Genomic DNA, 26,835 nt, shown 5'->3' with positions numbered 1-26,835 from the left:
TAACAACAGACGTACGCGGCACGCCGCGAGAGGGATACAAAAATGCGCGTTATGGTCTTGGGTAGCGGCGTCATCGGTACCGCCAGTGCTTACTATCTGGCCCGTGCCGGGTTTGAAGTGGTGGTGGTCGACCGGCAGCCAGCCGCGGCCATGGAGACCAGTTTCGCCAACGCCGGCCAGGTCTCGCCGGGCTATGCCTCGCCGTGGGCCGCGCCAGGCGTTCCCCTCAAGGCCATCAAGTGGCTGCTGCAACGCCACGCACCGCTGGCGATCAAGGCCACCGCCGACATCGACCAGTACCTGTGGATGGCGCAGATGCTGCGCAACTGCACCGCCAACCGTTACGCGGTGAACAAGGAGCGCATGGTGCGTCTGTCCGAGTACAGCCGCGACTGCCTCGACGAATTGCGCGCAGAAACCGGCATCGCCTACGAAGGTCGCAGCCTGGGCACTACGCAGCTGTTCCGCACCCAGGCGCAGCTGGATGGCGCCGCCAAGGACATCGCCGTCCTCAAAGAGTCCGGCGTGCCGTTCGAAGTCCTCGACCGCGCCGGCATTGCCCGCGTCGAGCCGGCGCTGGCCAGCGTCACCGACATCCTCGCCGGTGCCCTGCGCCTGCCGAACGACCAGACCGGCGACTGCCAGATCTTCACCACCCGCCTCGCCGAAATGGCCGTGAACCTGGGTGTGGAATTCCGTTTCAATCAGGACATCCAGCGCCTCGACTTCGCCGGTGACCGCATCAACGGCGTGTGGATCGACGGCAAGCTGGAGACCGCCGACCGCTACGTGCTGGCCCTCGGCAGCTACTCGCCGCAACTGCTCAAGCCGCTGGGCATCAAGGCCCCGGTCTATCCGTTGAAGGGTTACTCGCTGACTGTGCCGATCACCAACCCGGCCATGGCCCCGACTTCGACCATTCTCGACGAGACCTACAAGGTCGCAATCACCCGTTTCGACAACCGCATCCGCGTCGGCGGCATGGCGGAGATCGCCGGTTTTGACCTGTCGCTGAACCCGCGTCGGCGCGAAACCCTGGAGATGATCGTCAACGACCTTTATCCTCAGGGCGGCAACCTGGCCGAAGCGAGTTTCTGGACCGGCCTGCGTCCAACCACACCGGACGGCACCCCGATCGTCGGCGCCACACCGTTCAAGAACCTGTTCCTGAACACCGGTCACGGCACTCTCGGCTGGACCATGGCGTGCGGCTCCGGTCGCTTGCTGGCTGACCTGATGGCGAAGAAAAAGCCGCAGATCAGTGCCGAAGGCCTCGATATTTCCCGTTATGGCAACAAGACCCAGGAGTCCGCAAAGCATGGCAATCCAGCGCCAGCTCACCAATGAGCGCATGAGTCAGATCGTCAGCCACAACGGTACGGTGTATCTGTCCGGGCAGGTCGGCGATGACTTCAACGCCGGTGTCGAACAGCAGACCCGCGACGTACTCGCCAACATCGAGCGTCTGCTCGATCTGGCCGGCACCGACAAACAGCATCTGCTGTCGGCGACGATCTACCTGAACGACATCGAGGCGCACTTCGCCGGGATGAACTCGGTGTGGGACCAGTGGCTGCCCAAAGGCGCCGCCCCGGCCCGCGCCACCGTCGAAGCGAAGATGGCCAAGCCGAGCATTCTGGTCGAGATCTCCATCGTCGCCGCATTGCCGTAAACCGTTGTAAAGATCCCTCTCCCGGTGTTGTTGGCGGTTCACGTCGTCAGCCAGCACCGGTTTTTATTCCCATGACCGCCAAGAAGTCTGCTGCCATGCGTCCTGCCCGTGCCCTGATCGACCTTCAAGCCCTGCGTCACAACTACCGTATCGCCCGTGAAATCACTGGTGCCAAGGCACTGGCGGTGATCAAGGCCGATGCCTACGGCCATGGCGCAGTGCGTTGCGCCCAGGCGCTGGAGGCTGAAGCGGACGGCTTCGCGGTGGCGTGTATCGAAGAAGCCCTGGAGCTGCGTGCCGCCGGGATTCGTGCGCCGGTGCTGTTGCTCGAAGGCTTTTTCGAGGTCGATGAGCTGGCGCTGATCGTCGAGCACGATTTCTGGTGCGTGGTGCATTCGCTGTGGCAGCTAGAAGCCATCGAGCAGGCGGCGTTGAGCAAACCGATCACCGTGTGGCTGAAGCTCGATTCGGGCATGCACCGCGTTGGCTTGCATCCGAAAGATTATTCGACGGCTTACCAGCGTCTGCTGGCCAGCGGCAAAGTGGCGAAAGTCGTGCTGATGAGCCACTTCGCCCGGGCCGATGAGCTGCATGAGCAGAGCAGCGCCGATCAGGTTGCCGTGTTCGAGGCTGCGCGTCAGGGCCTGGCGGCCGAAGTCAGCCTGCGCAACTCACCGGCCGTGCTGGGCTGGCCACAGATTCACAGCGACTGGGTGCGCCCGGGCATCATGCTCTACGGCGCCACCCCGTTCGAAGAAGCCAACGCCGTGGCCGAGCGTCTGCAACCGGTGATGACCCTGGAATCGAAAGTCATCAGCGTGCGCGAACTGCCGGCCGGCGAGCCGGTGGGTTACGGCGCGAAATTCGTCACCGACAAACCGATGCGCATCGGCGTGGTCGCCATGGGTTACGCCGACGGTTATCCGCGCCAGGCGCCGACCGGAACCCCGGTGCTGGTGGCGGGCAAGCGCAGTCGCATACTGGGTCGTGTGTCGATGGACATGCTCTGCATCGACCTGACCGACGTGCCGGAAGCAGGCCTGGGTTCGACCGTCGAGCTGTGGGGCAAGAACATCCTCGCCAGCGACGTGGCGAAGTGGGCGGACACCATTCCGTACCAGATCTTCTGCAACCTGCGTCGGGTGCCAAGGCTCTATTCCGAGGGTTGAAGCCGGGGCCGGGCCCAAGTGTTGTAAATACTGAACGCTGTCGCCATGATAACGCTCAATATTTCTACAACACTCAGGAGGCCCAAGCCTTGGACGTCGGTGAACGACTGCAATCGATCCGCAAGCTCAAAGGGCTTTCCCAGCGTGAACTCGCCAAGCGCGCGGGCGTCACCAACAGCACCATTTCGATGATCGAAAAGAACAGTGTCAGCCCTTCGATCAGTTCGCTGAGGAAGGTGCTGGGCGGGATTCCCATGTCCATGGTCGAGTTCTTTTCCGAAGAAATCCTCCAGGAAAAACCGACCCAGATCGTCTACAAGGCCAACGAGCTGATCGACATTTCCGACGGTGCCGTGACCATGAAACTGGTCGGTCGTGCGCACCCGAGCCGGGCCATCGCGTTTCTCAATGAAATCTATCCGCCGGGCGCCGACACCGGCGAAGAAATGCTCACCCACGAAGGCGAGGAAACCGGGATTTTGGTGGAAGGTCGTCTGGAGCTGGTGGTGGGCCTTGAAACTTTTATCCTCGAAGCCGGCGACAGCTACTACTTTGAAAGTACCAAGCCGCATCGTTTCCGTAATCCGTTCGACGCACCGGCGCGACTAATCAGCGCAGCCACGCCGGCGAACTTTTAAACCGAGAGACGCCAGGCCACTGCGGCAAAGGTGTCCGGACTGTTTGACCGATGCGCAACAAGACCCCTTTAACTTTGGGGTTGTTTCAGTGTGGCGGGCTACCCGCTATACTTGCGCCCGCCTGCGAACCGTGGCCGCAGGCGTGAATAGCCACCATTGAGGGTGAACGCGTGAATCTAATTATGAAAATGCTGGCTGCACCAGCAACCGTACTGGCCCTCTGGGCTGTCAGCGCTCAAGCTGCGACGAATGACGACATTGCCAAACGCCTCGAGCCTGTCGGCCAGGTGTGTGTTCAAGGGCAAGAGTGCAAGGGGATGGAAGTCGCCGCTTCGGCAGGCGGCGGTGGCGGCGCGAAGACGCCGGACGAAGTGATTGCCAAACATTGCAACGCTTGCCACGGCACCGGCCTGCTGGGCGCACCGAAAATCGGTGACGCGGCAGCCTGGAAAGACCGTGCCGATCACCAGGGCGGCCTCGACGGCCTGCTGGCCAAAGCCATCACCGGCCTGAACTCGATGCCTCCGAAAGGCACCTGCGCCGATTGCTCGGATGACGAGCTCAAAGGCGCTATCCAGAAGATGTCCGGCCTGAAATAAGGCGCGCTTCTGACGAAAAAAACCGTCTTAGGACGGTTTTTTTGTGCCTGCGATTCGGGGCCGAGGCTGTTCATTGCAGCAAACAACCGGCAATCTCGGTCGTACCTCTATTCACGGAACGGGCGGGAGGCTTCAGATGGTGCAGTTGTGTTCGATCGAACAGGCAGTGGACGACGTTCTGGCACGGTTGCCGGCGCATATCCACATGGGCCTGCCGCTAGGGCTGGGCAAACCCAATCCCTTTGTCAACGCGCTGTACCGGCGGATTGCCGGATTGCCCGAACGGCAGCTGACGATCTACACCGCCCTGTGCCTCGGTCGTCCGGCCTTGGGCGATGGCTTGCAGAAGCGCTTCATCGAACCCTTCGTCGAGCGGGTGTTCGGTGATTATCCGGAACTGGATTTCCTCGCCGATCTGCGCCGTGACAGCCTGCCGGCCAACATCCGCATCGAGCAGTTCTTCATGCAGCCCGGCAGCCTGCTCAACAGCGCGCCGGCCCAGCAGGATTACGTCAGCAGCAACTACAGCCACGCCGCCCGCGACATCAACGCCGCCGGGCTGAACCTGGTGGCGCAGTTGCTCGCCAGCAGCAGCGAACATCCCGATCGCTTGAGCCTGAGCTGCAACCCGGACATCACCCTCGACCTGTTCCCCATGATCGCCAAACGCCGGGCGGCGGGGGAGACCATTCTGCTGGTCGGCCAGGTGCACACCGAGTTGCCGTACATGCCCGGCGATGCCGAAGTTGACATCGACACTTTCGACCTGCTGATCGACGAGAAGGACAGCAGCACGCTGTTTTCCACGCCGAACATGCCCGTCGGCTTTCAGGATCACTTCATCGGTCTGCACGCCAGTACGTTGGTGCGCGACGGCGGCACCTTGCAGATCGGCATCGGCTCGATGGGCGATGCGCTGACCGCCGCGTTGCTGGCGCGTCAGGCTGACAATACCGGCTACCGGGAGTTGCTGACCGATGTGAACCTCAGCCAGTGGGCGGAACTGATCGAACGCGAGGGCGGCATCGAGCCGTTCGCCAAGGGCCTTTACGGGTGCAGCGAGATGTTCGTCAACGGCCTGCTGGTGCTGGCGGACGCCGGGATCATCCGGCGCAAGGTCTACCCGGACGTGCAGACCCAGGAACAGGCCAACGCCGGCACCCTCGACGAGGCGGCACAGACCGACGGCATATCAGTGCACGGCGGCTTCTTCCTCGGGCCGCGCAGTTTCTATGAGCGCCTGCGCGAGCTGCCCCACAGCAAACGTCTTGAATTCAACATGACCCGCATCAGCTACATCAACGAGCTGTACGGCCAGGAAGAACTCAAACGCCTGCAGCGCGTTGATGCTCGATTCATCAATACCGCGTTCACCATGACCCTGCTCGGGGCCGGGGTGTCCGATCAGCTACAGGATGGCCGGGTGCTCAGCGGCGTTGGCGGGCAATACAACTTCGTCGCCCAGGGCCATGCGCTGCACGATGCGCGCTCGATTCTGTTGCTGCGCAGCTGGCGAGAATCCGGCGGCGATGTCAGTTCGAACATTGTCTGGGAATATGGCCACTGCACGATTCCGCGGCATCTGCGCGACATCGTGGTGACCGAGTACGGCATCGCCGATCTGCGTGGCAAGTCCGATGCGGTGGTGATCGAGGCGCTGCTGAACATAAGCGACTCACGCTTCCAGCAGGGCCTGATCGAGCAGGCGCAGAAGCTCGGCAAGCTGCCGAAGGATTTCCGTCTCGATCCGCGCTTCACCGACAACACCCCGCAACGCATGCAGGCGATTGCCGCACGGCACCCGAACCTGTTTCCGGAGTATCCGCTGGGCTGCGATTTCAACGAGGTCGAGAAGGATCTGCTGCGGGCGCTGAACTGGCTCAAGAGCAAGTTCAAGCTGACGGAGATTCTGGAGCTGGGCAAGGCAGCGCTGGATGCGCCTGAGGCTTCATTGTATCCGGAGCATCTGGCGCGCATGCAGCTCACCCACCCGGAAGGCCTGAAGGAAGACCTGTTTCAGCGGTTGTTGCTCACTGGCCTGAAGGCCACCGCGCAATAACTCCAACACCCAAAGCAACTGTGGGAGCCAGCCTGCTGGCGATTGCTGTCCGCCAGTCATGAAGATATTGACTGACACGACGCCATCGCCAGCAGGCTGGCTCCCACAAGGGAAGTGCGGTGCTGCTTACTCGATGAAAGTCACCACGCCATCCTTCAGCGACTTCACGCGAGCCAGCGACTCGACGCGGTAACCCTGGGAATCCAGCTCCGCACGGCCGCCCTGGAACGACTTCTCGATCACGATGCCCAGACCCGCGACGGTGGCGCCGGCCTGCTTGATGATCGAAATCAGCGCCTGGGACGCCTTACCGTTGGCCAGGAAGTCGTCGATGATCAGCACGCGATCGCTGCTGGTCAGGTGGCGCGGGGAGATGGCCACGGTGCTTTCGGTCTTCTTGGTGAACGAGTAGACGGTCGCCGACAGCAGATTTTCAGTCAGGGTCAGGGACTGTTGCTTGCGGGCGAAGATCACCGGCACGCCGAGGTTCAGACCGGTCATGATCGCCGGGGCGATGCCCGAGGCTTCGATGGTGACGATCTTGGTGATGCCCGAATCCTTGAACAGCGTGGCGAATTCGTCGCCGATCAGCTTCATCAGGGCCGGGTCGATCTGGTGGTTCAGGAAGGCGTCGACCTTCAGGACCTGGTCGGAAAGCACAATGCCTAGTTCGCGGATTTTCTGGTGCAGGGCTTCCATGAAGCTGTCCTCTGTTGGCGCCTTGTGCGCCCTAAGGTTTTAAAAAAAGTGGTCAATTCTAGCGCTTTAACATCGCGCGTATATCAGCCAGTGCGTTGTTGCCGCGCACGGCTTTGACTTCGGTCGGTGTGTCGTCGTTGCCTTCCCAGGCCAGGTCGTCCGGCGGCAGCTCATCGAGGAAGCGGCTTGGGGCGCAGTCGATGATCTCGCCGTACTGTTTGCGCTTGGCGGCGAAGGTGAACGCGAGTGTCTGGCGCGCGCGGGTAATGCCCACGTAGGCCAGGCGGCGTTCTTCTTCGATGGTGTCGGCTTCGATACTGGAACGGTGCGGTAGGATTTCCTCTTCCATGCCCATGATGAACACGTAAGGGAATTCCAGACCCTTGGACGCATGCAGGGTCATCATCTGCACGCCTTCGGCGCCGTCTTCCTCTTCCTGCTGACGTTCCAGCATGTCACGCAGGACCAGTTTGCCGATGGCGTCCTCGACGGTCATTTCGCCGTCTTCGTCTTTTTCCAGGGTGTTTTTCAAGGCTTCGATCAGGAACCAGACGTTGCTCATCCGGTAGTCCGCGGCCTTGTCGCTGGAGCTGTTGGTGCGCAGCCAGTTCTCGTAATCGATGTCCATGACCATGCTGCGCAGGGCGGAGATCGGGTCTTCGCCGGCGCACTGCTCGCGCACCTTGTCCATGAAGCGCTTGAAGCGCGACAGGCGATCGGTGAAGCGGCTGTCCAGATGTTCGCCCAGGCCGAGTTCATCGGTGGCGGCGTACATCGAGATCTTGCGTTCGGTGGCGTAGTTGCCGAGTTTTTCCAGGGTCGTCGAGCCGATCTCGCGGCGCGGCACGTTGATCACGCGCAGGAAGGCGTTGTCGTCGTCCGGGTTCACGATCAGGCGGAAGTAGGCCATCAGGTCTTTCACTTCCTGGCGACCGAAGAAGCTGTTGCCGCCGCTCAGACGGTACGGCACCTGGTGGTGCTGCAGTTTCAGCTCGATCAGCTTGGCCTGGTAGTTGCCGCGATAGAGGATCGCGAAATCGCTGTACGGGCGATCGGTGCGCAAGTGCAGGCTGAGGATTTCCATGGCCACGCGCTCGGCTTCGGCATCCTCGTTGCGGCAGCGGATCACGCGGATCTCGTCGCCGTGGCCCATCTCACTCCACAGCTGTTTTTCGAATTCGTGGGGGTTGTTCGAAATCAGCACGTTGGCGCAGCGCAGGATGCGGCTGGTGGAGCGGTAGTTCTGCTCCAGCATCACCACTTTCAGGGACGGATAGTCGTCCTTGAGCAGCATCAGGTTTTCCGGCCGTGCGCCGCGCCAGGCGTAGATCGACTGGTCGTCGTCGCCTACCACGGTGAACTGGTTGCGTTTGCCGATGAGCATTTTCACCAGCAGGTACTGGCTGGCGTTGGTGTCTTGGTATTCGTCGACCAGCAGGTAACGCACCTTGTTCTGCCACTTTTCGAGGATGTCGGCGTGCTCTTCGAAGAGTTTCACCGGCAGCAGGATCAGGTCGTCGAAGTCCACCGCGTTGAACGCCTTGAGCGTGCGCTGGTAGTGGGTGTAGACGATGGCGGCGGTCTGTTCCTTGGGGTTGCGGGCGTTTTCCAGGGCCACGGCCGGCAGGATCAGGTCGTTTTTCCAGGCGCCGATCATGTTCTTGATCTCGTCGACGCCGTCGTCGCCTGCGTATTCCTTCTGCATGATGTCGGTCATCAGCGACTTGACGTCGGTCTCGTCGAAGATCGAGAAACCGGGTTTGTAGCCCAGCCGTTCATGTTCCTTGCGGATGATGTTCAGGCCCAGGTTGTGGAAGGTGCAGACCGTCAGGCCGCGACCTTCGCCGGGGCGCAGCAGGGTGCCGACCCGTTCCTTCATCTCGCGCGCGGCCTTGTTGGTGAAGGTCATGGCGACGATGTACTGGGCACGGATGCCGCAGTTCTGGATCAGGTGCGCGATCTTGCGCGTGATCACGCTGGTCTTGCCGGAGCCAGCACCGGCGAGCACCAATAGAGGGCCGCCGACGTAGTTCACGGCTTCTTGCTGCCGGGGATTGAGTCGGGACATACGAAAATTCGGGAGTCGTTGACGAAATGGGCCGGCATTTTAACAGGCTCAGCGATTTGTGCTGCTCTCTCCGACTTGTGACGCACCACGCGATTCAAATTTGCCGGTTTTGATACTTTCACGCAGGATGCGCGGTGATTTTGCGGCTAATGTTCTCATTCATGACACAAAATAACGTTCTGATAACCGTTGTCATTTGGTCATTGGTTGGCAGAACGGCATAATGCCCGCCGCCCACATCATTGCAGAGTCTAGGGAGTCAGCTTGACTACGCCTGTCGAACCCTTGCGTTTGCTGCTACTGGCCGAAGAGCCAGCGTGGACAGCGTTATTGCGCGAGTGTCTGGCTCCGTTGGGGAGCGCGGCGGTGCTGATCAGCGCGCCGAGCTGGGAGTCGGTCAGCAGTCTGTTCGAAGACAACCGCCATGCGGTGTTGTTGACCGTTCCCGCCTTGCAGCCGGCCCCCGGCCGTTGCAGCCTGCCGACCGTGCTGCTGCTGGAACACGAGCCGGCGACCGCGCCCGATGGCGTCAGCGACTGGCTGGTGTTCGATGCCCTCGATGCCGGCATGCTTCGTCGTTGCCTGCGCCATGTGCGCGAACGCGGCGTGCTGGAAAACACCCTGCAACGTCTGGCCGAACAGGATCCCTTGACCGGCATTGCCAACCGTCAGGGCTTCCAGACCTTGCTGACCGCGCGCCTTGCCGAAAATGACGGTCGCGGTCTGGCTCTCGGGCACCTCGATCTCGACAACTTCCGCTACGCCAACGACGCCCTCGGCCATCAGGCCGGCGACCGGTTGATCCTGCAAGTGGTCGCCCGGCTGAAAAGCCAGCTGGAGGCCGGCGATCAACTGGCGCGCCTGGGCAGCGATGAGTTCGCCCTGCTGATCGACACCCGCCGCGCCCCGCAACGGGCCGAATGGATGGCCGAGCGCATCACCGAAGCCTTGGCCGAGCCTTACTGGATCGACGGTGAAAGCCTGCTGATCGGCTCCAGTCTGGGCATTGCACACGCCCGCGCCCAAGGTGGCGCCGATCCGCTGATGTGGCATGCGCACATCGCCATGCAGCAGGCCAAGAGCACGCAGGGCTGCACCTTTCACATCTTCAACGAACGAATCAACCGCAACGCTCGCAGCATCGCCGACCTCGAAAGCGAACTGCGCCGGGCGTTGCGCCGCGACGAACTAGAGCTGCATTACCAGCCACGCCTGGACATGCAGGACGGCCAGATCGTCGGCCTCGAAGCCCTGGTGCGCTGGCGTCACAGCGAGCGCGGCCTGTTGCCGCCAAGCGAATTCGTGCCGCTGGCCGAGCAGAGCGGTCTGATCGTGCCGCTGGGGTACTGGGTGATTTCCCGGGCCCTGCGTGACATGCAGGCCTTGCGCGAGCACGGATTGCCGGCGCTGCACATGGCGATCAACCTGTCGTTCCGCCAGTTTCAGGACAGCCAGTTGCTGCCGACGCTCAGTCGTCTGATTGCCGAGCGTGGGGTCGAGGCGCAATGGCTGGAATTCGAACTCACCGAAACCGCCGTGATGCGCCGCAGCGATCTGGTCAAACAGACCATGGACGCCCTAGGTCGCCTCGGCGTGCGCTTTTCGCTGGATGATTTCGGCACCGGGTTTTCGTCGTTCGTGCACCTCAACAGCCTGCCGATTACCCTGCTGAAGATCGACAAAAGCTTCGTCGGCGGCATGGAACAGCGCGAAGAAAACCGCAAACTGGTGCACGCGATGATCAACCTCGCGCACAACCTGCACCTGGAAGTGGTGGCCGAAGGGGTGGAAACCCGGGAACAACTGGATCTGTTGCGCGGATTCGGCTGCGATCAGGTACAGGGTTACCTGATCAGCAAGCCGTTGCCGTTGGCGGAGCTGGTTGACTATCTGATTGCTGACGCCAGCCAGCCTCCGCTGGGTATTGTGGTTTAGCTTCAAATCCCTGTGGGAGCGAGCTTGCTCGCGATGGCGGAGTATCAGTCGAATTATTGATCACTGACACACCCTCTTCGCGAGCAAGCCCGCTCCCACAAGGGAATCTTCATTCGGCCTGAGCGATCTTGAATCCTCGAGATTGCGGCTCCAGCCGAATCATCCGCTTCATCTTCCATTCGAACGCCAGCGTCAGGCTGATCGCCGCGCAGGCCAGGCCCAGCGCCAGACCCCACCAGACGCCGGTCGGCCCCCAGTGCAGATGGAACGCCATCAACCACGCCGCTGGCGCACCGATCAGCCAGTAGCAACCGAGCCCGACCAGGAAGGTGGTCTTGGCGTCCTTGAGTCCGCGAATGCAGCCCATGGCAATCGTCTGCGTACCGTCGAACAACTCGAACCATGCCGCGACCGCCAACAGGCTCACGGCCAGCCGAATCACCTCGGCAAACGCCGGGTCGTTATGGTCGAGGAACAAACCGACCAGCTGGTTCGGCAACAGCCAGAACACCATCGCAAACCCCAGCATCACCACTGCACCAAAGACGATGCCAACTCGCCCGGACATCCGCGCATCGTTCAATTGCCCGGCGCCGTAATGCTGGCCGACGCGCATGGTGATCGCATACGACATCCCCGCCGGCACCATGAACGCCACCGAAACAATTTGCAGGGCAATCTGGTGCGCCGCCAGTTGCGTACTGCCCATGGTGCCCATGCACAGCGCCGCGAAGGCGAACAGTCCGACTTCCACTGCATAGGTGCCGCCAATCGGCAGGCCCAGGCGCCACAATTCTTTCAGGTACTGCCGGTTCGGCCGCGACAGGCCCTCGCGCAGCGGGTAAGCGTCGTAGGCCGGATGCCGACGGATATGCCAGGCCAGCGCCAGTGCCATGCAGTTGGCGACAATCGCGGTAACCAGACCGATACCGGTCAGCCCCAGTTTCGGCAGGCCGAACATGCCGGTGATCAGCGCGTAATTGAGCAGGAAGTTGGCCACCGTGCCGGCGAGGCTGATGACCATCACCGGCGTCGCCCGGCCGATGGCGCTGGTGAAGCCGCGCAAGGCCATGAAGCTCAGATAGCCGGGCAGGGCGAACGGCAGGGCGATCAGAAATTGCCCGGCGGCGTTGACGTTGGTCTCGGTCTGGCCGAACAGCAACAGCACCGGTTTCAGGTTCCACAGCAGCAACCCGGCGCCCAGCGCCATCAGCCACGCCAGCCAGAGTCCGGCCTGGGTCAGTCTGGCGGCGCCGATAATGTCGCCGGCGCCCTGACGGATTGCCACCAGGGTGCCGACCGCCGCGATCACGCCGATGCAGAAGATCGACACGAACGAGTAACTGGCCGCGCCCAGCCCGCCGCCGGCCAGTGCTTCGGGACTGAGGCGGGCCATCATCAGGGTGTCGGTCAGCACCATCAACATGTGCGCCAACTGCGAGGCGATCAACGGCCCCGCCAGCCGCAGGATGGCCCAGAGTTCGGTACGCACAGGACGCTGCATGGTTTCACATCCTTATAAAAGGGGGAGCAAGAGACCGTCGATTCTCAGGGTTTGGCGCGGGTTGCACAAAGGGATAAAAAGGATGGGTGGCATGATTAAAACTCATCTAGCCGAGATTCTGCTAAGTTGGCGCAATCCCGCCATTGGAGCGCTGTGCATGTCCCGTCGTCTTCCACCCTTGTATGCCCTGCGTGCATTCGAAGCTGCGGCGCGGCACAGTTCGTTCACCCGCGCCGCCGAAGAGTTGTCGATCACTCAGAGTGCGGTGAGCCGGCATATCCGCACGCTCGAAGAGCACTTCGCCTGTCGGCTGTTCCACCGCAGCGGACGCAACCTGCAACTGACCGAATCCGCGCGCCTGCTGTTACCCGGCATCCGTGAAGGCTTTGCGGCGCTTGAGCGGGCCTGCAATACCTTGCGCGCCGAAGATGACATCCTGCGCATGAAAGCCCCGTCGACCCTGACCATGCGCTGGTTGCTGGCGCGGCTCAGTCGCTTCCGCCATTTGCAGCCGGGTAATGAAGTGCAACTGACCAGTGCCTGGATGGACGTGGATTCGGTGGACTTCAACAACGAACCGTTTGATTGCGCGGTGCTGTTGAGCGACGGGCATTTTCCGCCGGACTGGGAGGCCAGCCTGTTGTTCCCGGAAGAGCTGATCCCGGTGGGTGCGCCCAACCTGCTCAATGACCAGCCCTGGGATGTGGCGCGACTGGCCGCCACCGAATTGCTGCACCCGACCCCGGATCGCCGCGACTGGCGCAGCTGGCTGGAGCACATGGGGTTGTCGGATCAGGTATCGCTCAAGGGCGGGCAGGTGTTCGATACCCTGGAACTGGGGATGATCGCGGCGGCCCGGGGTTATGGCGTGTCGATGGGCGATCTGCTGATGGTGGCCGAGGATGTGGCGCAAGGACGTTTGAGTCTGCCGTGGCCGACGGCGGTCGCCAGCGGCCTGAATTACTACCTGGTGTGGCCAAAGACTCGTCCGGGAGGTGAACGTTTGCGCCGGCTCAGTGATTTCCTTCAGGGCGAAGTTCGAGCGATGGAACTGCCGGTGGTCGCGCGCTTGAGCTGAAACGTTCGAGCCGCCACAATGCCGGCCTCGTGCCATAACCCTGCTGTGCGCTCAAGTATTCGCGTTCACCGCCGAATACGTCCAAGTGGAACCGTCGTGCCGGTTCCACGCATCACCCCCATTATTAGAATTTTTCCGAGCCGCGATCAGGGAGGATCCGCAGACTCGGCCAGGAGCTGTCCATGTCTCAACCTCGCGCCCGGATCGCCTCGCAGCTGGGCCTTGCGCTCGCCGTGATACTGGCGGTTGTCATCAGTGGCAGTACGGTGTTCGCCCTGCGTTCGCTGGACACCGCCAACCTCGCCACCCGTGAAGAACACCTGGCCAGCGAGGCACGTCTGCTCGCCGACCAGTTGAGCACCTTCCACGGCACGCTGCGTGAAAGCACCCAGCGCCTGAGCGGGCTGTTCGAGAAGCGCTTCAGCGCGGGCCTGAGCATTCACCCGGACGAGCCGGTCAGCGTGGCAGGCACCCAGACCCCGGGCCTGCACCTGGGCAGCGAAGTGTTGAACAACAACTTCAAGGAAGTCGACGAGTTCAAGCAGATGACGGCGGGCGTTGCCACGCTGTTCGTGCGCAGCGGCGAAGACTTCGTGCGGGTCAGCACCTCGCTGACCAAACAGGACGGCAGCCGCGCCATCGGCACCTTGCTCGATCACGCGCACCCGGCCTACGCGAAGTTGATGGCAGGGCAGGGCTACGTCGGCCGTGCACTGCTGTTCGATCGCTCCTACATGACTCAGTACACTCCGGTGCGTGACAGCAGCGGCAAGGTGATCGCTGTGCTGTTCGTCGGCTTCGATTACACCGACGCGCAGAACGCCCAGTTCGACAACCTCAAGCGTTTCCGCATCGGCCAGAGCGGTTCTCTGGCGCTGCTGGACGAGCAGAACAAATGGCTGGTCGCGCCGGCGGGCGTGCAGGCTCCGGATCAAGCAGTGCCGGTGGTGAATGGCCTGGCGAAAGCACCGGGCAAAGGCCGGTTCTGGAGCGACAAGTCCGAAGACTTCTACAGCATCGCCGTTCCCTTCGAAGGTGGACCGTGGGCGGTGGTGGCGAGTATGCCGAAGTCCGAGATCCGCGAGGTGACCTGGAGCGTTGGCTTCCAGTTGGCCATCGGCAGCCTGCTGGCGATGCTGATCGCGGTCGGCTCGGCGGTATGGCTGCTGCGCAGCAAACTGCAGCCGCTGGGTGATCTGGTGCGTCAGGCCGAAGCCTTGGGTGCCGGCGATCTGAGCGTGCGCCTGAATGTGTCGAGCAACGATGAAATCGGCCAGTTGGCCCGTGCGTTCAACCAGATGAGCCAGGCGCTGTCGACCATGGTCGAGCACATCCGCCGCGCCTCGGAGGAGGTCAACAGCCGTGCGCAGGCACTGTCCGGTCTGTCCGGTGGCGCATACGAAGGCATGGAGCAGCAGTCCGGCGAAATCACCAGCATGGCCGGTGCGGTTGAAGAGTTCTCTGCCACCTCGCTGAACATTGCCGACAACATGGGCAACACCCAGCGTCTGGCCCAGGAAAACGCGCAGCAGACCCAGATCGGTCGTAGCTCGATGGAAGAGGCATCGTCCTCGCTGGAGCAGATTGCCGGCGCGCTGAACACCACGGCGACCGTGATCAACACGCTCGGTCAGCGCTCCCAGGAAATCGGCGGCATCGTCAGCGTGATCACCTCGATTGCCGAACAGACCAACCTGCTGGCGCTCAACGCAGCCATCGAAGCGGCCCGTGCCGGTGAACAGGGCCGCGGCTTTGCCGTGGTGGCTGACGAAGTGCGAAATCTGGCGTCGCGCACCCGTCAGGCGACTGACGAAATCTCCGGGATGATCCACAGCATCCAGCAGGAAACCGGCAACGCCATCAGCACCATGGAGCAGGGCAATGTGCTGATGCAGGAAGGCCTGTCGCGTAACGCCAACGTTGCTTCGGCGCTGGCGCGGATCGATGAGCAGAGCCGTTCGGCGGGTCAGCAGTTTGCCGCGATCACTACCGCGACTCAGGAGCAGAGCAGTACCGCGACGTTGTTGAGCAGCAATTTGCAGAGCATTGCGATGGCCAACAGCGAGCAGCGCGAAGTGGTGTCGAACCTGGCGATTACTGCGAAGGAACTGGAAAGCCTGGCGGCCGACCTGCGCCAAGAGGTCGACCGTTTCCGTTGAGATGGCGTATCCGCTTACTGGTACGCGGAGAGGTCTTCGCTGGAGTCGACTTCTCCCCACTCTCCCGTGTAGGCAACGGCCTCGATGGGAACCCGGCCTGCATCGATGACGCGCTGCAGAGTGTTGGTCATGTGCATCTTGTCGCGTTGTTCCGGGGTCAGTTCGGCTCTTAGCCGAACGGCCTCTGCCCAGCCCTCGGGGGTGAAGCGCAGCAGCCCCATGTATTGGCCCTGAACTTCGTCCACCGATTGCGGCTTGTTGCCGATTTCCGCCAGCGTACCGGCGTCGGTCAGGCGGAAGGTTTCGGCATCCAGCAACGGGTCGCCGAAACGTTGCGTCCACAGTTCCAGCCAGTTGGGGTCATAGGTCACCGCCAGTGACGCCGTGTTGGTCATCAACGACTGAACCGCAGCCGGGCTGTAGAAAATATCGGAATAACTCACGATGCACGGCTGCCCCAGCAGCCACGATTCGGCGCAGGCCAGTGACGAGACCATGTTGGTGTCCGCCCAGCGCGGGTTGTGAAACTCGATCAGACCACGTTCGGCCAGCAACTCACGTTTATAGCCGGTGACCACGGCGATTTCACTGATACCGGCCGCGCGCAGGGACTCCAGCTGCCATTCGAGCAGCGGTTTGCCCCGCAATTCGACCAGGCACTTGGGGCGCTCATCCGTGAGGCTTTTCATGCGGCTGCCACGTCCGGCAGCCAGAATAATGGCTTTCACAACACGTCTATCCCGTGGGTTATTGAGAGGAGTGGGGTTCGCCGAACAACTGCTGGATTCGCGTCAGGTCGTGGGAGGCAAAATCCGCTTCACGTTCCGGGTGCCACATCCAGCCTTCCCACGGCAGTTGAAGGTGGCGGATGGCTTCAATTTCCCCGTCTTCGCTGCGGGCCATGACTTCAAACCCCTGCGGGCAGCCAGCAAGGGCGAGGCCGTGATAGCTGTTCACTTCGGCAACGATCCGGCCGGACAACCGATGTCGGGTTCGCACATGACCGGTGACCGGTTTCAGCTCGCCACCGGACCAGTGCGCCAGCATCTGCATGCCGCGACAAATGCCCAGCACTGGCAACTGACGCGCGTTTGCGTGATCCAGTAACTCGCTTTCGGTGCGGTCGCGGGCCGGGCACTCCCCGATGTCATTGCCCCCCGACAGCACGATGGCGTGGGGCGCGACGGCCGCCAGCCAGTGATCGAGCGGCAAGCCGTTGGGCACTGGCACCGGGACGAACCCGGCTGCCAGAAGGAAACCGATCAGTCGCTGATCCAGCGCATCACGGGTTTCTCCGCGTTCCGGGTGACTGTCCACTCGCTGACTGACGGCGACAACCTTCATGCCATCATCTCCACCCGGCGGCCCGGGCAATCCAGGTGCAGGAAATCCGCCGTCGACCAGCGCCGGTAAAGCACTTCACCCGCACCAATGACGGCCGGCAAGCCCAGTTCGCCGGCACGGATCGCCATGTGCGAATTGGCGCCGCCCCACGCTGTGATCAATCCGGCAATCGGGTAGGCGAACAACCAGTCGAACCCCGGATCCGCGTTGGGAATACAGACGATCGCCCCGGCGAGTTTGTCCCGGTCGTCGCACAGCACAACCGGCGCGGTCACGCGTTTCTGGGTGATGAAATTGGGCGCCGTTTCCGGCCACTCGAAACACCAGACATCTTCCGGTCGGGTGATCACCGGCGGCAGGGAGACCTTGAGCGTCTCGGCATAGCGCGCCTTGCCCTGTTCGATGCTGCGCAGCAGTACCTCTTTCGGATCCGCTGCCGCCACGTGCAGTTCGGTGAAGGCGCGGATATCGCAATAGGCCAGGTCTTCGCGACCGATGCCGTGCTCGGCTCCGACCTGCGCAATCAATGCCAGCGCGTCGGAGAGATTACGGGTGAAGTGGAACTTGGCCAGTTCCCGCAGTTCGATACCGTTCTGCAGAAAGTCCAGCAAACCGACCGGATCGGGCTGCAAGCCATGGGCTTCGAGCAGTTTCACGATCTCGCGCATCTGCGGCAGCGTCAGCGAAAACGGTTGAAGGGGTTCCGGGGCGGCCGGGCGTTGAGTCCAGTCGAAATAGAGCTCCGGCGCTTCATCGTAGCGCGGTGAAAGGATGTCGTAGGTGCCCGGTCGCAGATGCCCGTAACGCGCCAGGAAAGTCGCCTTGTCGAGCGTCGCCCGATCGCGTGCCAATTGCCCGCTGACGGTGGAAACACCGGCCATGAACGCATCGTAGTCTGCCTGCGAAAACACACCTACGGTCACCAGCGACCTGAGCATCTGCACGGCGACGAAGCCGGCGCGGGCCAGACCGGCGAAGGGCAGGGTGCCGTAGCGTTTCGCATCTTCCAGCAACCAGTAAATGCGCTCCAGCGGATCGGCAGCGGAAGCCAGCAACTCATCGCGGCGGGCATTGAGCACATCGAGTTTGTTGGCATCGCTACGCCACAGACCGTCCTTGGGGTGGACGATACGGTTGGTCAGCTTGCGCAGGCTGGTGCTGATAGCGTCCAGCTCGTGGGGCTGGAAGCCTGCATCGGCGAGGCGTTCCAGTTGTTGCGACAGATCCAGGGTGTAGCAGGAGAACACGATTTCGAACTCCACCTTGTCGTGGAGTGTCGGCTCGGCCAGCAACCGATCGATGTAGTAGTCGACCAGCCGCCCGGCCAGGTCTTCATCAAGATCTGCCGGAATGAAGGAGTTGAACGACAAACGCACATCGATATAGGGCAGGCCGAAAAAGTGCGGCATCAGCGGAAAGCTGCGCAAGTTTCGGTAGCCGTAGTTGTGACGCTGGTACGCCCAGATGGAGTCGGTCACCAGGTCCCGGTACAGCGAGAGTGCCAACGGCTTGGGCCGGATACCGATGATCTCGGCCGGGTTCCAGTCAGGCATCACGCCGTAGACCGTGCGCTGGCCGATCAGGAAAGGATGGGGTCGCATGCCGCGCGCCACTTTGCGCTGAATGCTTTCCAGGCGTGCGGCCTGCTCCGCCTCGGATTCCGGACGGGAAGGCAGAATCAGCGGCCGGGCCTGTAACAGCCAGAGCGCTTCGCCGTCGGTTTCACCAGTGATTGCAAACTCGCAATCGAGCGGCACGCCGCCGAATAGCGGCAGCAGCTCTTCGAGCAAGCCAATCACGGGCACGAGGGACGCAGGTGCTGCAACTTTGCTGTGGGCGGCCTGCTGCCAGAGCCGACCGCCCATGCCACCGGTCACCGAGGCGGTGTCGCTGCCTTCCGACCAGTTCACGACGCGATAGGGGGCGCAGGTGTTGGGGTCGTGGGAAAACGCGACGCCGGAGCGCAGCACATTCCGCAGCATGGGCTGGATCAGGATCTCGTCCGACGGATACACCTCGCCGTAACTGGCGATCACCTGTTCAACCGCCGAGGCCAGCCCTGCGTCATCGACATCCGGGATCGACAGGAAGGCGCCCGCGAAGGACGCCTGGGCGCTGTCTTCGCGTCCGCAGCTGGACCGCACGATCCAGGGCGCGGCAGGCAGCCGCCCCTGGATAGCCTGGACACAGGCTTGCCGATCCCGTTGCCAGTCCGCCACGGTGAATGCCAGCAGCGGCGCAATGCGGGCCGACGCGAGTCGTCCTTGCAGGCTGGACAGCGTGCCGGCCTTGGTAGAGAAATGCAGGGCCATCAGGCGTTATCTCAGCTGGGCGACCCAAATGTTCGTCGAGTACGGAATCTGGATCGAAGGCGTCTTCAGGCCTTTCAGGTAGTCGTCGATGGCGCTGATCACTTCGTGGAAGTTCGCACCGGCCTGACGCTCCAGCGTGGCGTGGGAGCGCCAGGCTTCCAGGCATTCTTCGATGCTCTGCTCGTGAATGACTCGGGCGTCGAGGTGTACGACCGGGCCGAACAGTTCGCTGGCGTCGATCACGGCCGTCTGGTCTTCGCGACGGGTGCCGTAGCCATAACCCGGTACGCGCTCCTTGATGATGGCTTCGATCCGGGCCTGGATCGGGTCTTCAAGATTGCGGTGGTTCCACATGCAGGCGAACCAGCCACGAGGCTTGAGAATGCGCGCGGTTTCTTTCAGGGCCTGTTGGCGGTCGCAGACGTTGAACGAGCTGCCGAAGGTGACCATGTCGAACGCCTGGGTCGCCTGGCCGGTCACTTCGCCGGTGCCTTCGTGCCATTTGACATTGGCCAGCTCGGCGGTGCGCTTGATGCCGTTGGCGCGCATCGCATCGTTGGGTTCCACGGCGGTGACGTCCAGGCCGCGAGCGGCCAGCATCAGCGTCAGGTGAGCAACACCGGCGCCGACGTCGCAGAACTTGTCGCCCTGTTCGGCACCTGCGATCGAGAGCATCGCGTCGATGGCGGCATCGGCATAGTCAGGACGCTTCAGATAGGCGTCGGCCAGGGTGGTGTAATCCCATTCGGTTTTCATACCAGATTCCTTGTATAAATTTTATTGAGTAAATCGTCTGCCAGGCTTTGCCCGGAGCGCAGGGGGTCGAATTCAACCAGCCAGTCCGCCGCTTGCGGTTCATCAACGGGCAGGTCAAGTCCGGCAACGTTGTTCAGTTCACCGGCATGAAACCGACGGTAGATGCCCTTGGGATCCCGGCGGCTGAGCTCCTCTACCGGCACTTTCAGGTAAACCTCGAAATAACCGGGCAGATGGGCGCGGTTCCACGCATGAACTTCACGAAACAGCGAGATCGTTGCGATCACCACGGTGTGGCCTTGCGCCGCGATCATTCTGCAGAGATGGGCGTATTGCACGGCCAGCGCGAGTCGACCTTCACGGCCATGGTTCTGCGAGTTGGCAGCAGTGGCGCCGAACACCTCGCGCAACTCATCGCCATCGAGCATCACAACCGATTGGCCATTGCTGCGCAGACGGGCAACGAGCTCACCGGCCAGCGTTGATTTGCCGGCGCCCGAGAGGCCCGTAATCCATATCACCTGCGCGCGAGGGTCACATTTCATAGCGTTCTGACCAATGTTCCGTGTGGGTATCTGGCGTTGAACCTTGCAGCAGGTTCAACGCGGTTTATCTGTGTTCAGTCACGCTCTTTGATATTGCCAAATGAGTCGATAGTTGACTGGCAGAACATCGAGTCATGCTTGTTCTCGATCAAGTCATGAAACACATCCTGCGGTAACGGCAAGTTGCGGTACTGTGTTTCGTAGAACTTCTTGTATATAAAATAATTGTCGTCGGGGGACATCAGACTGAAACCCAGTGCCAGCTCTTTTAGTTCGTCGCCGTTTTTCGCGATGGGCAGCAAGTTGTTCATCTGTTGCAGCCAGGCGTCGACAATCGGATTGCATTCATCGGAGGTCGGAACGTAATAGATTGGCAGCTTGCACGAGTTGAGCATGAACGACACACCACCGGTCGAGGCGTCGGTAATGATGGTGTCGCACTGCTGGTAGAAAACCGTGCTGCTGGTGCCTGGCTTGTCTATGGTGATCCAGTCATACACAGAGAGCTGTTTGCATAGGTCCTTAAGGGTTGGATGCTCGAGGTCAGCCATGTACGGACGCAGGATGAACCGGGCATGTGCAATCTGTGACCTGACGGCATTGATCACGGTTTGCAGGTTTTCGTACAGCGACGCGCCACTTGGGCAAATACCCAATTGGGTCGGCAGCAGCCCGACAACGTAGTCCCCCGATGTCCTGTTCGACACGGGAGCGGACTCGAAGAACCGGGGAACCTTGATTGGCAACGTCGCGACCGGACTTGTCTTGCGCATGTCGGTGCGCAATGCAATGCCATCGGCGATCAGGGATTTCAGGGCTTTTCTGTCGGGCCTGTAGCGTTGCAGGCCGGTTTTGATCAGGTCAAAACCTGATCGGGACGAAGCAATGACCACGTCCCAATAGGACGTCAGTTCGGCGTAGTAATACTTGTCCCTGGTCGGCATTCCGATATTGCCGTGGGTCAGGAAGATGCCAAAGTTCGAATCGTCGAGCACGCGGCCAACCCAGGCATCGTTTGAAATGACGATTTGTGATTCCAGGTTCGAGATCACCTCTACGCCTACCTGCTGAACCGGGTAATCGAGGATCTCTTCTGCCTCTTGCCGGCTCAGCCCCGTCTTGTCTGTTTGCAGGACGATGCAGTTGTAAGTGTTGCGCAGGGCATCAAGTGCAGGGATCAGGTATTCGAGGTATGTTTTGCCGCCACGGGTGACATTGCTGATCAAATAGACGTTTTTCATTATTGACTTGTGCTTATAAAATTTGCCGTGGCAAAAACAAGTTGGGTCGGCTGGCGCGCGTTGACAATTAACTGATTGATATTGTCTTGGCGAATTAGCCATTGAAAATCTGTCATCGGCCGTTGTTTGGGAACATGCCGTTTTATGACGATTTTAATTGATCAAATATATTGCGCCCGGTGGGCTGAAGAGATCTTTTCCATGATGTGCCGCCTCCATTTTATATTGCTTTAAAGTTTGAGCTTTTAACTAAAAGCTCTGGTGCCTGATGAAGAGCGCCGTCGTTATATCACATCTTGGCTAATGGCTATCAGCGCGTGCGGACTTTATTTTCAGTCGGCAAAGATCGCCAGCAAGCACCTGTCCATCCTGTCATTGCGTCGCCGGGCGATACTGAAGCGCTTCGGCCAGATGTTCGCGGGAGATGGCATCAACCTTCTCTATATCGGCCAGTGTCCGTGCAACCTTGAGCAACCGATGCGCCGAACGCAGTGAAAGTGTCAGCCGTTCGCATGCAGACTCCAGCCAGTGTTCATCGGTTGTGGATAACTTGCAGTGTCTGCGCAACCCCGGCAGATCCAGAAATGCATTGGCGCAGCCTTGACGCTTTTGCTGTCGCTCCCGGGCTTCGGCGACCTGAATCGCTGCACTGGCGCTGTCCTCGCCGGGCTTCATTGTCGGGTTCAGTGCAGTGGCTTCCCGTGCAACGGTTAGGTGCAGATCGATCCGGTCCAGCAACGGCCCCGACAGCTTGTTGCGATAACGCTGCACCATGTCCGGGGTGCACGAGCAGCGCCCCGTCGGCTCGCCCAAATATCCGCAGGGGCACGGGTTCATTGCCGCAACCAGTTGAAAGCGTGCAGGGAAGCGCACGCGATCTTTCGCGCGCGCGATGACGATATGCCCGGACTCCAGGGGTTCGCGCAGTACCTCCAGCACCTTGCGATCAAACTCCGGCAGTTCGTCGAGAAACAGCACGCCGTGGTGGGCAAGGGTGATTTCGCCGGGCTGAGGTTTTGAACTGCCACCGACCAGTGCCGGCCCGGAGGCTGAATGGTGAGGTTGGCGAAAGGGCCGTTGCGGCCAGTGGGTGAGCGGGGCGCCACTGGCGACCGACTGAATCGCAGCCACTTCCAGCGCTTCACTCTCGGCCAGAGGCGGAAGCAACCCCGGCAATCGACTGGCCAGCAACGTCTTGCCCGTTCCCGGTGGCCCGCTGAGCAGCAGATTATGCGCGCCCGCCGCCGCTATCAGCAGCGCGCGCTTGGCTGCCAGTTGACCCTGAACTTCATTCAGGTCGGGATAGGGTCTGGTGGCATGGATCAACCCGTCCGAAACATAAGGTTCGACCGGCGTATGCCCATTGAAATGCGCCACCGCCTCCAGCAGATGATCCACCGCGATCACCTTCAGCCCTGATGCCAGGCACGCTTCTTCGGCATTCGCCCGCGGAACCATCAGCGTCCGCCCGGCCTTGCGCGCCGCCAGTGCCGCCGGCAACACCCCGCGCACCGCCCGCACAGCGCCGGACAACGCCAGCTCACCGAGGCATTCCACGTCATCCAGCGTCAACGTCGGCACCTGCACGCTCGCCGACAGAATCCCCAGCGCAATCGCCAGATCGAACCGCCCGCCATCCTTGGGCAGATCTGCCGGCGCCAGGTTCAAGGTGATCCGCCGCGCCGGAAACTGCAGCCCGGAATTGATGATCGCGCTGCGCACCCGGTCCTTGCTCTCTTTTACCGCCGCCTCGGGCAGGCCGACCATGGTCAGCGAGGGCAAGCCGTTGGCCAGATGGACTTCGACGGTGACGGCGGGAGCATCCACGCCAATCTGGGCGCGACTGTGGACGATGGCGAGGGACATGGTCGTTCCTTGAGTTGAATCGAGGGGCCGCTTCCTGCGGTTTTTTAAGGATAGTCGGGGAGGAGGAAGTTGAAGGAACAGTTGCCTGGGCAAAGCTTCACTGGATGTTGCTGGAATCGAAATGAATAGTCTTCAGGCGTAAAAAAACCGCCTACTAGACGGTCTTTTAATGCGGGATTCAGGTTCCGCCACCGGCGAGCCAGCCATCAGGCTCCAATTCTTTGCCATAGGCTGCGGCGACCTTCAAAAAGTGCCGCTGACTGGCAGAAACCGTATCGGCCAAACTGGGCGTTTCTGCACGAAGCCTGGATGCGAGTAACGGCTGTTTTTTCTGTTTTTTCTGTTTCATAGACACCTCTCGTGTCTGGATGAATGAGTCGATCTTATTGGTCGTCCAGTGGAAAGACAAGGCGGTCGGTTGTGTCGAAATGAAAGCCAAGTTTTTGATAGTAAGGGATGGCGCCAGAGTCAGGTTCCTGGACCTCGATTTCAGTGCATCCCAGTCTCCGTGCGTAGAATTCAGTTGTCAGTAGCGCCATGGGTGCGATCCAGCCTCGCAAGGTGTGGGTTCTGCCAGTTCGTCCCTGCAAAAGGATGATTTTTATACAGATCGTGCTTTTGCGCGGGGTTGCGTAACACAAGCCGCACAGTTCTCCTTCGTACCAAAAAGCCAGGTCCAGACCCTTTGCGTCTTTGGTTTTCCACTTCAGCACTTCATCCCATGGATAGCTCACGGGCCCGCTCCACTGGTGGTATGCATTGATTGCTACAGGAGTAATTGGCTCAATTCCGAGTGATGTTGCTTCCACCCCGGCTGCTAATGCTTCCGGGTTCATAGATACGGCTTGGTGTGCAAGTTTGCGGGCTTCGGATTTGAGTGTCTGATTACGGAGCTCGGTACCTTTTCCTTTTCTTCGCATTGTCTGAGTTCTGTTTGGATCAGGCCGCAGAAGGTAGCGAAGGCGGGGATACTCACGTAATCAGGCGTGGGGGACAGTCCTTGTAGGACGGTACTTACGTAAGTGAAGGACGTTGGTTTGGGAGGATTCAGGGTGATACGGCTAGGGAGCTAAAAGTTCGCTGCGACTACTCCTCAAAAAAGAAAACGGCGTCCTGTCGGACGCCTTCCTCTTTTTATCTCTCACAGAGACCTCCCTCCTGACGGGTACATTTTCGTTTGCCAATGTAATGACAGGTGTAAGGACTGCATATCCAGGCGCAAACGCTGATTTTTGTAGGGGCATGCCCTAATAGTTGTAGGACGTCAGCGAAAGCGACTCGACGGTCTTGTATTGCAAAGTCGGGTGCTCCAGTTTTGCCGCTCAATGCAGCCTCTGGAGGCGAAAAATGGACCGCAATGGTATGCGCCCGATTCATCCGGGTGAGGTTCTGAACAAGGAATTCATGGAGCCGTTGGGCATGACTGTCATGGACTTGGCCATGCCTACGAACTGGCCTGAAACCGAGATCGAGAAGCTTGTGAAATGCCAGCTCAGGATCTGCGCCGATCTGGCAATCAGACTGGCAATCCACCTCAACACCACGCCTGAGTTCTGGATGAATCTCCAGTCGACTTACGATTTACGCAGGGCCCAGCTCCGGCATGCGGGCCTATAGCGATTGCAGCATCCGCGAAGCCCTTTTCCACCAAGTGGCCGGCACCGGGTGTTTTCGTTTTTCCCGCTCTACCACCATCTGTGGCACATCCTGCAACCGAATCCACGGCTGGTTATTCCAGTGCAGCAAACTCAACGACATCTCGGGCCAATTCAACAGGCTTAGCTGTGGGCGTTCGCTTGTGGTGGGGTGCTGGGCGTCGCGCAGGGTGGGGATGACTTGATGGGTGAGCCATTCGCGTAGCGCTCGGTATTCGGGGCAGTAGTGGTAGACGAGGAGGGCGTAGATGCCGGATTCGCTGATCAGCAGGGTGTTTTCGATCTGGTTGTGGATCAGGGTTTTGCGGGTTTGGTATTGGTCCGGGTCGAGCTTTCGCAGCATGCGTTCGTTGAGATAAATGTGCAGCAGACGGCCCAGATCGCGGGCGGAGAACCAGGGTTGGTTCTGGATGAGGAGGGCGTGTAAATGGAGTTTGTGGCGGATGAAGACGTTGGGAATTAAATAGTTTTCGTCCATGACTCAGTTCTCGAATGTGGTGAAGAAAACTGCCTCTGATCGTCGCCAAACAAAAAGGGTGGCAGCTATGCGCGGATTGGCGAACCGGGACATTCGAAAACCGGCAGACCCGAAGGTCTCCCACGCACAGCCGCCATAATTCGAGGTGGGAGTATTTCCCTCGTTCGAAAACATCGCGCTACGTCAAATGTTGCCGGGTCGCCAAACCCAGTGCTGAGCATTCAGCATTGGGTGAGCTTAGAAATCAGGGTTTCACGACGCAATCGGACGACGGGGTTGCAAGCTGTAGGATTCTGCCGAGATTCGGCAGCGAATCCTGAATGGCGGGAAGGTCGTTCCGACCTTCATTCGCGGGCAAGCCCGCTCCCACAAGGAGCCGCATTCACAAAGAAACGAGGTGTTACTCAGCCGGCGGCGTCAGCTTCGCTTCCAGCTCCGCCACCTTCGCCTCCAAGCTCTCAAGCCGAGCGCGAGTGCGCGCCAACACCACCATCTGACTATCGAATTCTTCCCGGCTCACCAGGTCCAGTTTGCTGAACGCGCTTTGCAGCAGCATCTTGAACTGGCTTTCGATTTCGGCTTTTGGCAATGGTGTGTCGCCGCTGAACAGGCGGGAGGCGGTGCCGCTCAGGGCGTCGAGGAAGTCTTTGGGCGCGAGCATGGGATATGTCCTGGAAACTATGGCCGGCAGTGTATCACGCAGTGTCTATAGTCATTCGCGCGGGCCCGGATGCACGCTTTTCGCGCAAAAGGATGAACGGCTGCGCACCGTTGTTGTGCGTATCCCGTGTGCCATTTCGGTGATGGCATCGACGGCCCCGGCCAAGGGATTGAAATCAAGGGATTTTGGCGAGATGGCAAGCTTTCTGCTTAGTCGGTAGTGACCCATGCACTGATGCAGTCGCTGTGACGAATGCAGTGCGCCGGACGGGACGGGGAGTTTCGTCGGGAGCGGTTAGCTGGCGTCAGTCGGGCGGGTAGGGCCGACGATGCGTTACAAAGCCAGGCACTGCGCTTAGACTTGAGTCGGGTTTGTTTTCCTGGGGCAAGTCCACCAA

At 60.7% G+C, this 26,835-nt stretch carries 24 protein-coding genes; 10 read left to right on the top strand and 14 right to left on the bottom strand.

The annotated features are described in order from the left end of the window. The first annotated feature begins 42 nt into the window (after positions 1-42). The 6 genes from dadA (at position 43) to DXT77_RS04630 (ending at position 6,137) form a co-directional block, all read left to right on the top strand. Positions 43-1,347: a D-amino acid dehydrogenase gene (dadA, locus tag DXT77_RS04655; RefSeq protein WP_085708888.1), complete on the top strand. Its 1,305-nt coding sequence runs from the start codon at positions 43-45 to the stop codon at positions 1,345-1,347. Then, complete coding sequence (locus DXT77_RS04650) at positions 1,319-1,672, top strand: RidA family protein (protein ID WP_039765240.1); 354 nt, start codon at positions 1,319-1,321, stop codon at positions 1,670-1,672. Before dadA ends, DXT77_RS04650 begins: the two co-directional genes overlap by 29 nt. A 95-nt stretch (positions 1,673-1,767) precedes the next feature. Next, a complete protein-coding gene (gene alr / locus DXT77_RS04645; RefSeq protein ID WP_119426797.1) occupies positions 1,768-2,841 on the top strand; it encodes an alanine racemase in 1,074 nt (357 codons plus the stop codon). A gap of 89 nt (positions 2,842-2,930) precedes the next feature. After that, the gene (locus DXT77_RS04640; RefSeq protein WP_003229444.1) at positions 2,931-3,479 is read left to right on the top strand and encodes a cupin domain-containing protein; all 549 of its coding nucleotides are present in this window, start codon (positions 2,931-2,933) and stop codon (positions 3,477-3,479) included. Positions 3,480-3,661: 182 nt separating this feature from the next. Further along, positions 3,662-4,078 (top strand): cytochrome c5 family protein, encoded by a 417-nt coding sequence (locus tag DXT77_RS04635; RefSeq protein WP_025112727.1) that lies wholly within the window; start codon positions 3,662-3,664, stop codon positions 4,076-4,078. A gap of 136 nt (positions 4,079-4,214) precedes the next feature. Continuing rightward, positions 4,215-6,137, top strand: a complete 1,923-nt coding sequence (locus DXT77_RS04630) for an acetyl-CoA hydrolase/transferase C-terminal domain-containing protein (protein ID WP_119426796.1) — start codon at positions 4,215-4,217, stop codon at positions 6,135-6,137. Between the two features lie 126 nt (positions 6,138-6,263). Here the strand turns inward: DXT77_RS04630 and DXT77_RS04625 are convergent, their stop codons facing one another. Beyond that, positions 6,264-6,836: a xanthine phosphoribosyltransferase gene (locus tag DXT77_RS04625; RefSeq protein WP_007954497.1), complete on the bottom strand. Its 573-nt coding sequence runs from the start codon at positions 6,834-6,836 to the stop codon at positions 6,264-6,266. Between the two features lie 58 nt (positions 6,837-6,894). Then, positions 6,895-8,904, bottom strand: coding sequence for a DNA helicase Rep (rep, locus tag DXT77_RS04620; RefSeq protein WP_119426795.1), 2,010 nt, complete (start codon positions 8,902-8,904; stop codon positions 6,895-6,897). 264 nt (positions 8,905-9,168) lie between these two features. Between rep and DXT77_RS04615 the strand changes: the two genes are divergently transcribed. Further along, positions 9,169-10,839 (top strand): bifunctional diguanylate cyclase/phosphodiesterase, encoded by a 1,671-nt coding sequence (locus tag DXT77_RS04615; RefSeq protein ID WP_119426794.1) that lies wholly within the window; start codon positions 9,169-9,171, stop codon positions 10,837-10,839. 109 nt (positions 10,840-10,948) lie between these two features. Here the strand turns inward: DXT77_RS04615 and DXT77_RS04610 are convergent, their stop codons facing one another. Further along, positions 10,949-12,343, bottom strand: coding sequence for a NorM family multidrug efflux MATE transporter (locus DXT77_RS04610; protein ID WP_119426793.1), 1,395 nt, complete (start codon positions 12,341-12,343; stop codon positions 10,949-10,951). A 157-nt stretch (positions 12,344-12,500) separates the two neighbouring features. On the opposite strand from DXT77_RS04610, the gene DXT77_RS04605 reads away from it, so the two are divergent. Both DXT77_RS04605 and DXT77_RS04600 read left to right on the top strand, forming a co-directional pair. Continuing rightward, entirely contained in the window at positions 12,501-13,421 is a 921-nt protein-coding gene (locus DXT77_RS04605; RefSeq protein ID WP_119426792.1) for a LysR substrate-binding domain-containing protein, read from the top strand. A gap of 182 nt (positions 13,422-13,603) precedes the next feature. Next, positions 13,604-15,580 (top strand): methyl-accepting chemotaxis protein, encoded by a 1,977-nt coding sequence (locus tag DXT77_RS04600; RefSeq protein WP_119426791.1) that lies wholly within the window; start codon positions 13,604-13,606, stop codon positions 15,578-15,580. Positions 15,581-15,594: 14 nt separating this feature from the next. Here the strand turns inward: DXT77_RS04600 and DXT77_RS04595 are convergent, their stop codons facing one another. The 9 genes from DXT77_RS04595 to DXT77_RS04560 all read right to left on the bottom strand — a co-directional run bounded on the left by DXT77_RS04595 (position 15,595) and on the right by DXT77_RS04560 (position 24,378). Then, complete coding sequence (locus tag DXT77_RS04595) at positions 15,595-16,308, bottom strand: phosphocholine cytidylyltransferase family protein (RefSeq protein ID WP_119426790.1); 714 nt, start codon at positions 16,306-16,308, stop codon at positions 15,595-15,597. 19 nt (positions 16,309-16,327) lie between these two features. Next, the gene (locus tag DXT77_RS04590; protein WP_119426789.1) at positions 16,328-16,924 is read right to left on the bottom strand and encodes a gamma-glutamyl-gamma-aminobutyrate hydrolase family protein; all 597 of its coding nucleotides are present in this window, start codon (positions 16,922-16,924) and stop codon (positions 16,328-16,330) included. Next, positions 16,921-19,236: a PEP-utilizing enzyme gene (locus DXT77_RS04585; RefSeq protein WP_119426788.1), complete on the bottom strand. Its 2,316-nt coding sequence runs from the start codon at positions 19,234-19,236 to the stop codon at positions 16,921-16,923. Before DXT77_RS04585 ends, DXT77_RS04590 begins: the two co-directional genes overlap by 4 nt. 6 nt (positions 19,237-19,242) lie before the next feature. Then, positions 19,243-19,992, bottom strand: coding sequence for a class I SAM-dependent methyltransferase (locus DXT77_RS04580; protein ID WP_096817321.1), 750 nt, complete (start codon positions 19,990-19,992; stop codon positions 19,243-19,245). After that, complete coding sequence (locus DXT77_RS04575) at positions 19,989-20,552, bottom strand: adenylyl-sulfate kinase (RefSeq protein ID WP_305955953.1); 564 nt, start codon at positions 20,550-20,552, stop codon at positions 19,989-19,991. Before DXT77_RS04575 ends, DXT77_RS04580 begins: the two co-directional genes overlap by 4 nt. 59 nt (positions 20,553-20,611) lie before the next feature. After that, entirely contained in the window at positions 20,612-21,778 is a 1,167-nt protein-coding gene (locus DXT77_RS04570) for a hypothetical protein (protein ID WP_119426786.1), read from the bottom strand. A 372-nt stretch (positions 21,779-22,150) separates the two neighbouring features. Continuing rightward, entirely contained in the window at positions 22,151-23,644 is a 1,494-nt protein-coding gene (locus tag DXT77_RS04565) for a YifB family Mg chelatase-like AAA ATPase (RefSeq protein ID WP_119426785.1), read from the bottom strand. A gap of 178 nt (positions 23,645-23,822) precedes the next feature. Then, entirely contained in the window at positions 23,823-23,993 is a 171-nt protein-coding gene (locus DXT77_RS29875; protein ID WP_167443788.1) for a hypothetical protein, read from the bottom strand. A 34-nt stretch (positions 23,994-24,027) separates the two neighbouring features. Continuing rightward, positions 24,028-24,378, bottom strand: coding sequence for a hypothetical protein (locus DXT77_RS04560; protein ID WP_305955952.1), 351 nt, complete (start codon positions 24,376-24,378; stop codon positions 24,028-24,030). Between the two features lie 613 nt (positions 24,379-24,991). Between DXT77_RS04560 and DXT77_RS04555 the strand changes: the two genes are divergently transcribed. Beyond that, positions 24,992-25,261, top strand: coding sequence for a HigA family addiction module antitoxin (locus DXT77_RS04555; protein WP_064379873.1), 270 nt, complete (start codon positions 24,992-24,994; stop codon positions 25,259-25,261). Here the strand turns inward: DXT77_RS04555 and DXT77_RS04550 are convergent. Then, the gene (locus DXT77_RS04550) at positions 25,256-25,777 is read right to left on the bottom strand and encodes a Bro-N domain-containing protein (protein WP_119426783.1); all 522 of its coding nucleotides are present in this window, start codon (positions 25,775-25,777) and stop codon (positions 25,256-25,258) included. The two genes, DXT77_RS04555 and DXT77_RS04550, sit on opposite strands and share 6 nt — an antisense overlap. A 400-nt stretch (positions 25,778-26,177) precedes the next feature. Then, positions 26,178-26,438, bottom strand: coding sequence for an accessory factor UbiK family protein (locus tag DXT77_RS04545; protein ID WP_011336527.1), 261 nt, complete (start codon positions 26,436-26,438; stop codon positions 26,178-26,180). Between the last annotated feature and the right edge of the window lie 397 nt (positions 26,439-26,835).

This window comes from Pseudomonas sp. 91RF (genome assembly GCF_003576265.1).
Classification (GTDB): Bacteria; Pseudomonadota; Gammaproteobacteria; order Pseudomonadales; family Pseudomonadaceae; genus Aquipseudomonas; species Aquipseudomonas kribbensis.
The sequence above is the reverse complement of the archived record's forward strand: the minus strand, read 5'-3'. Positions and strand labels throughout refer to the sequence as shown.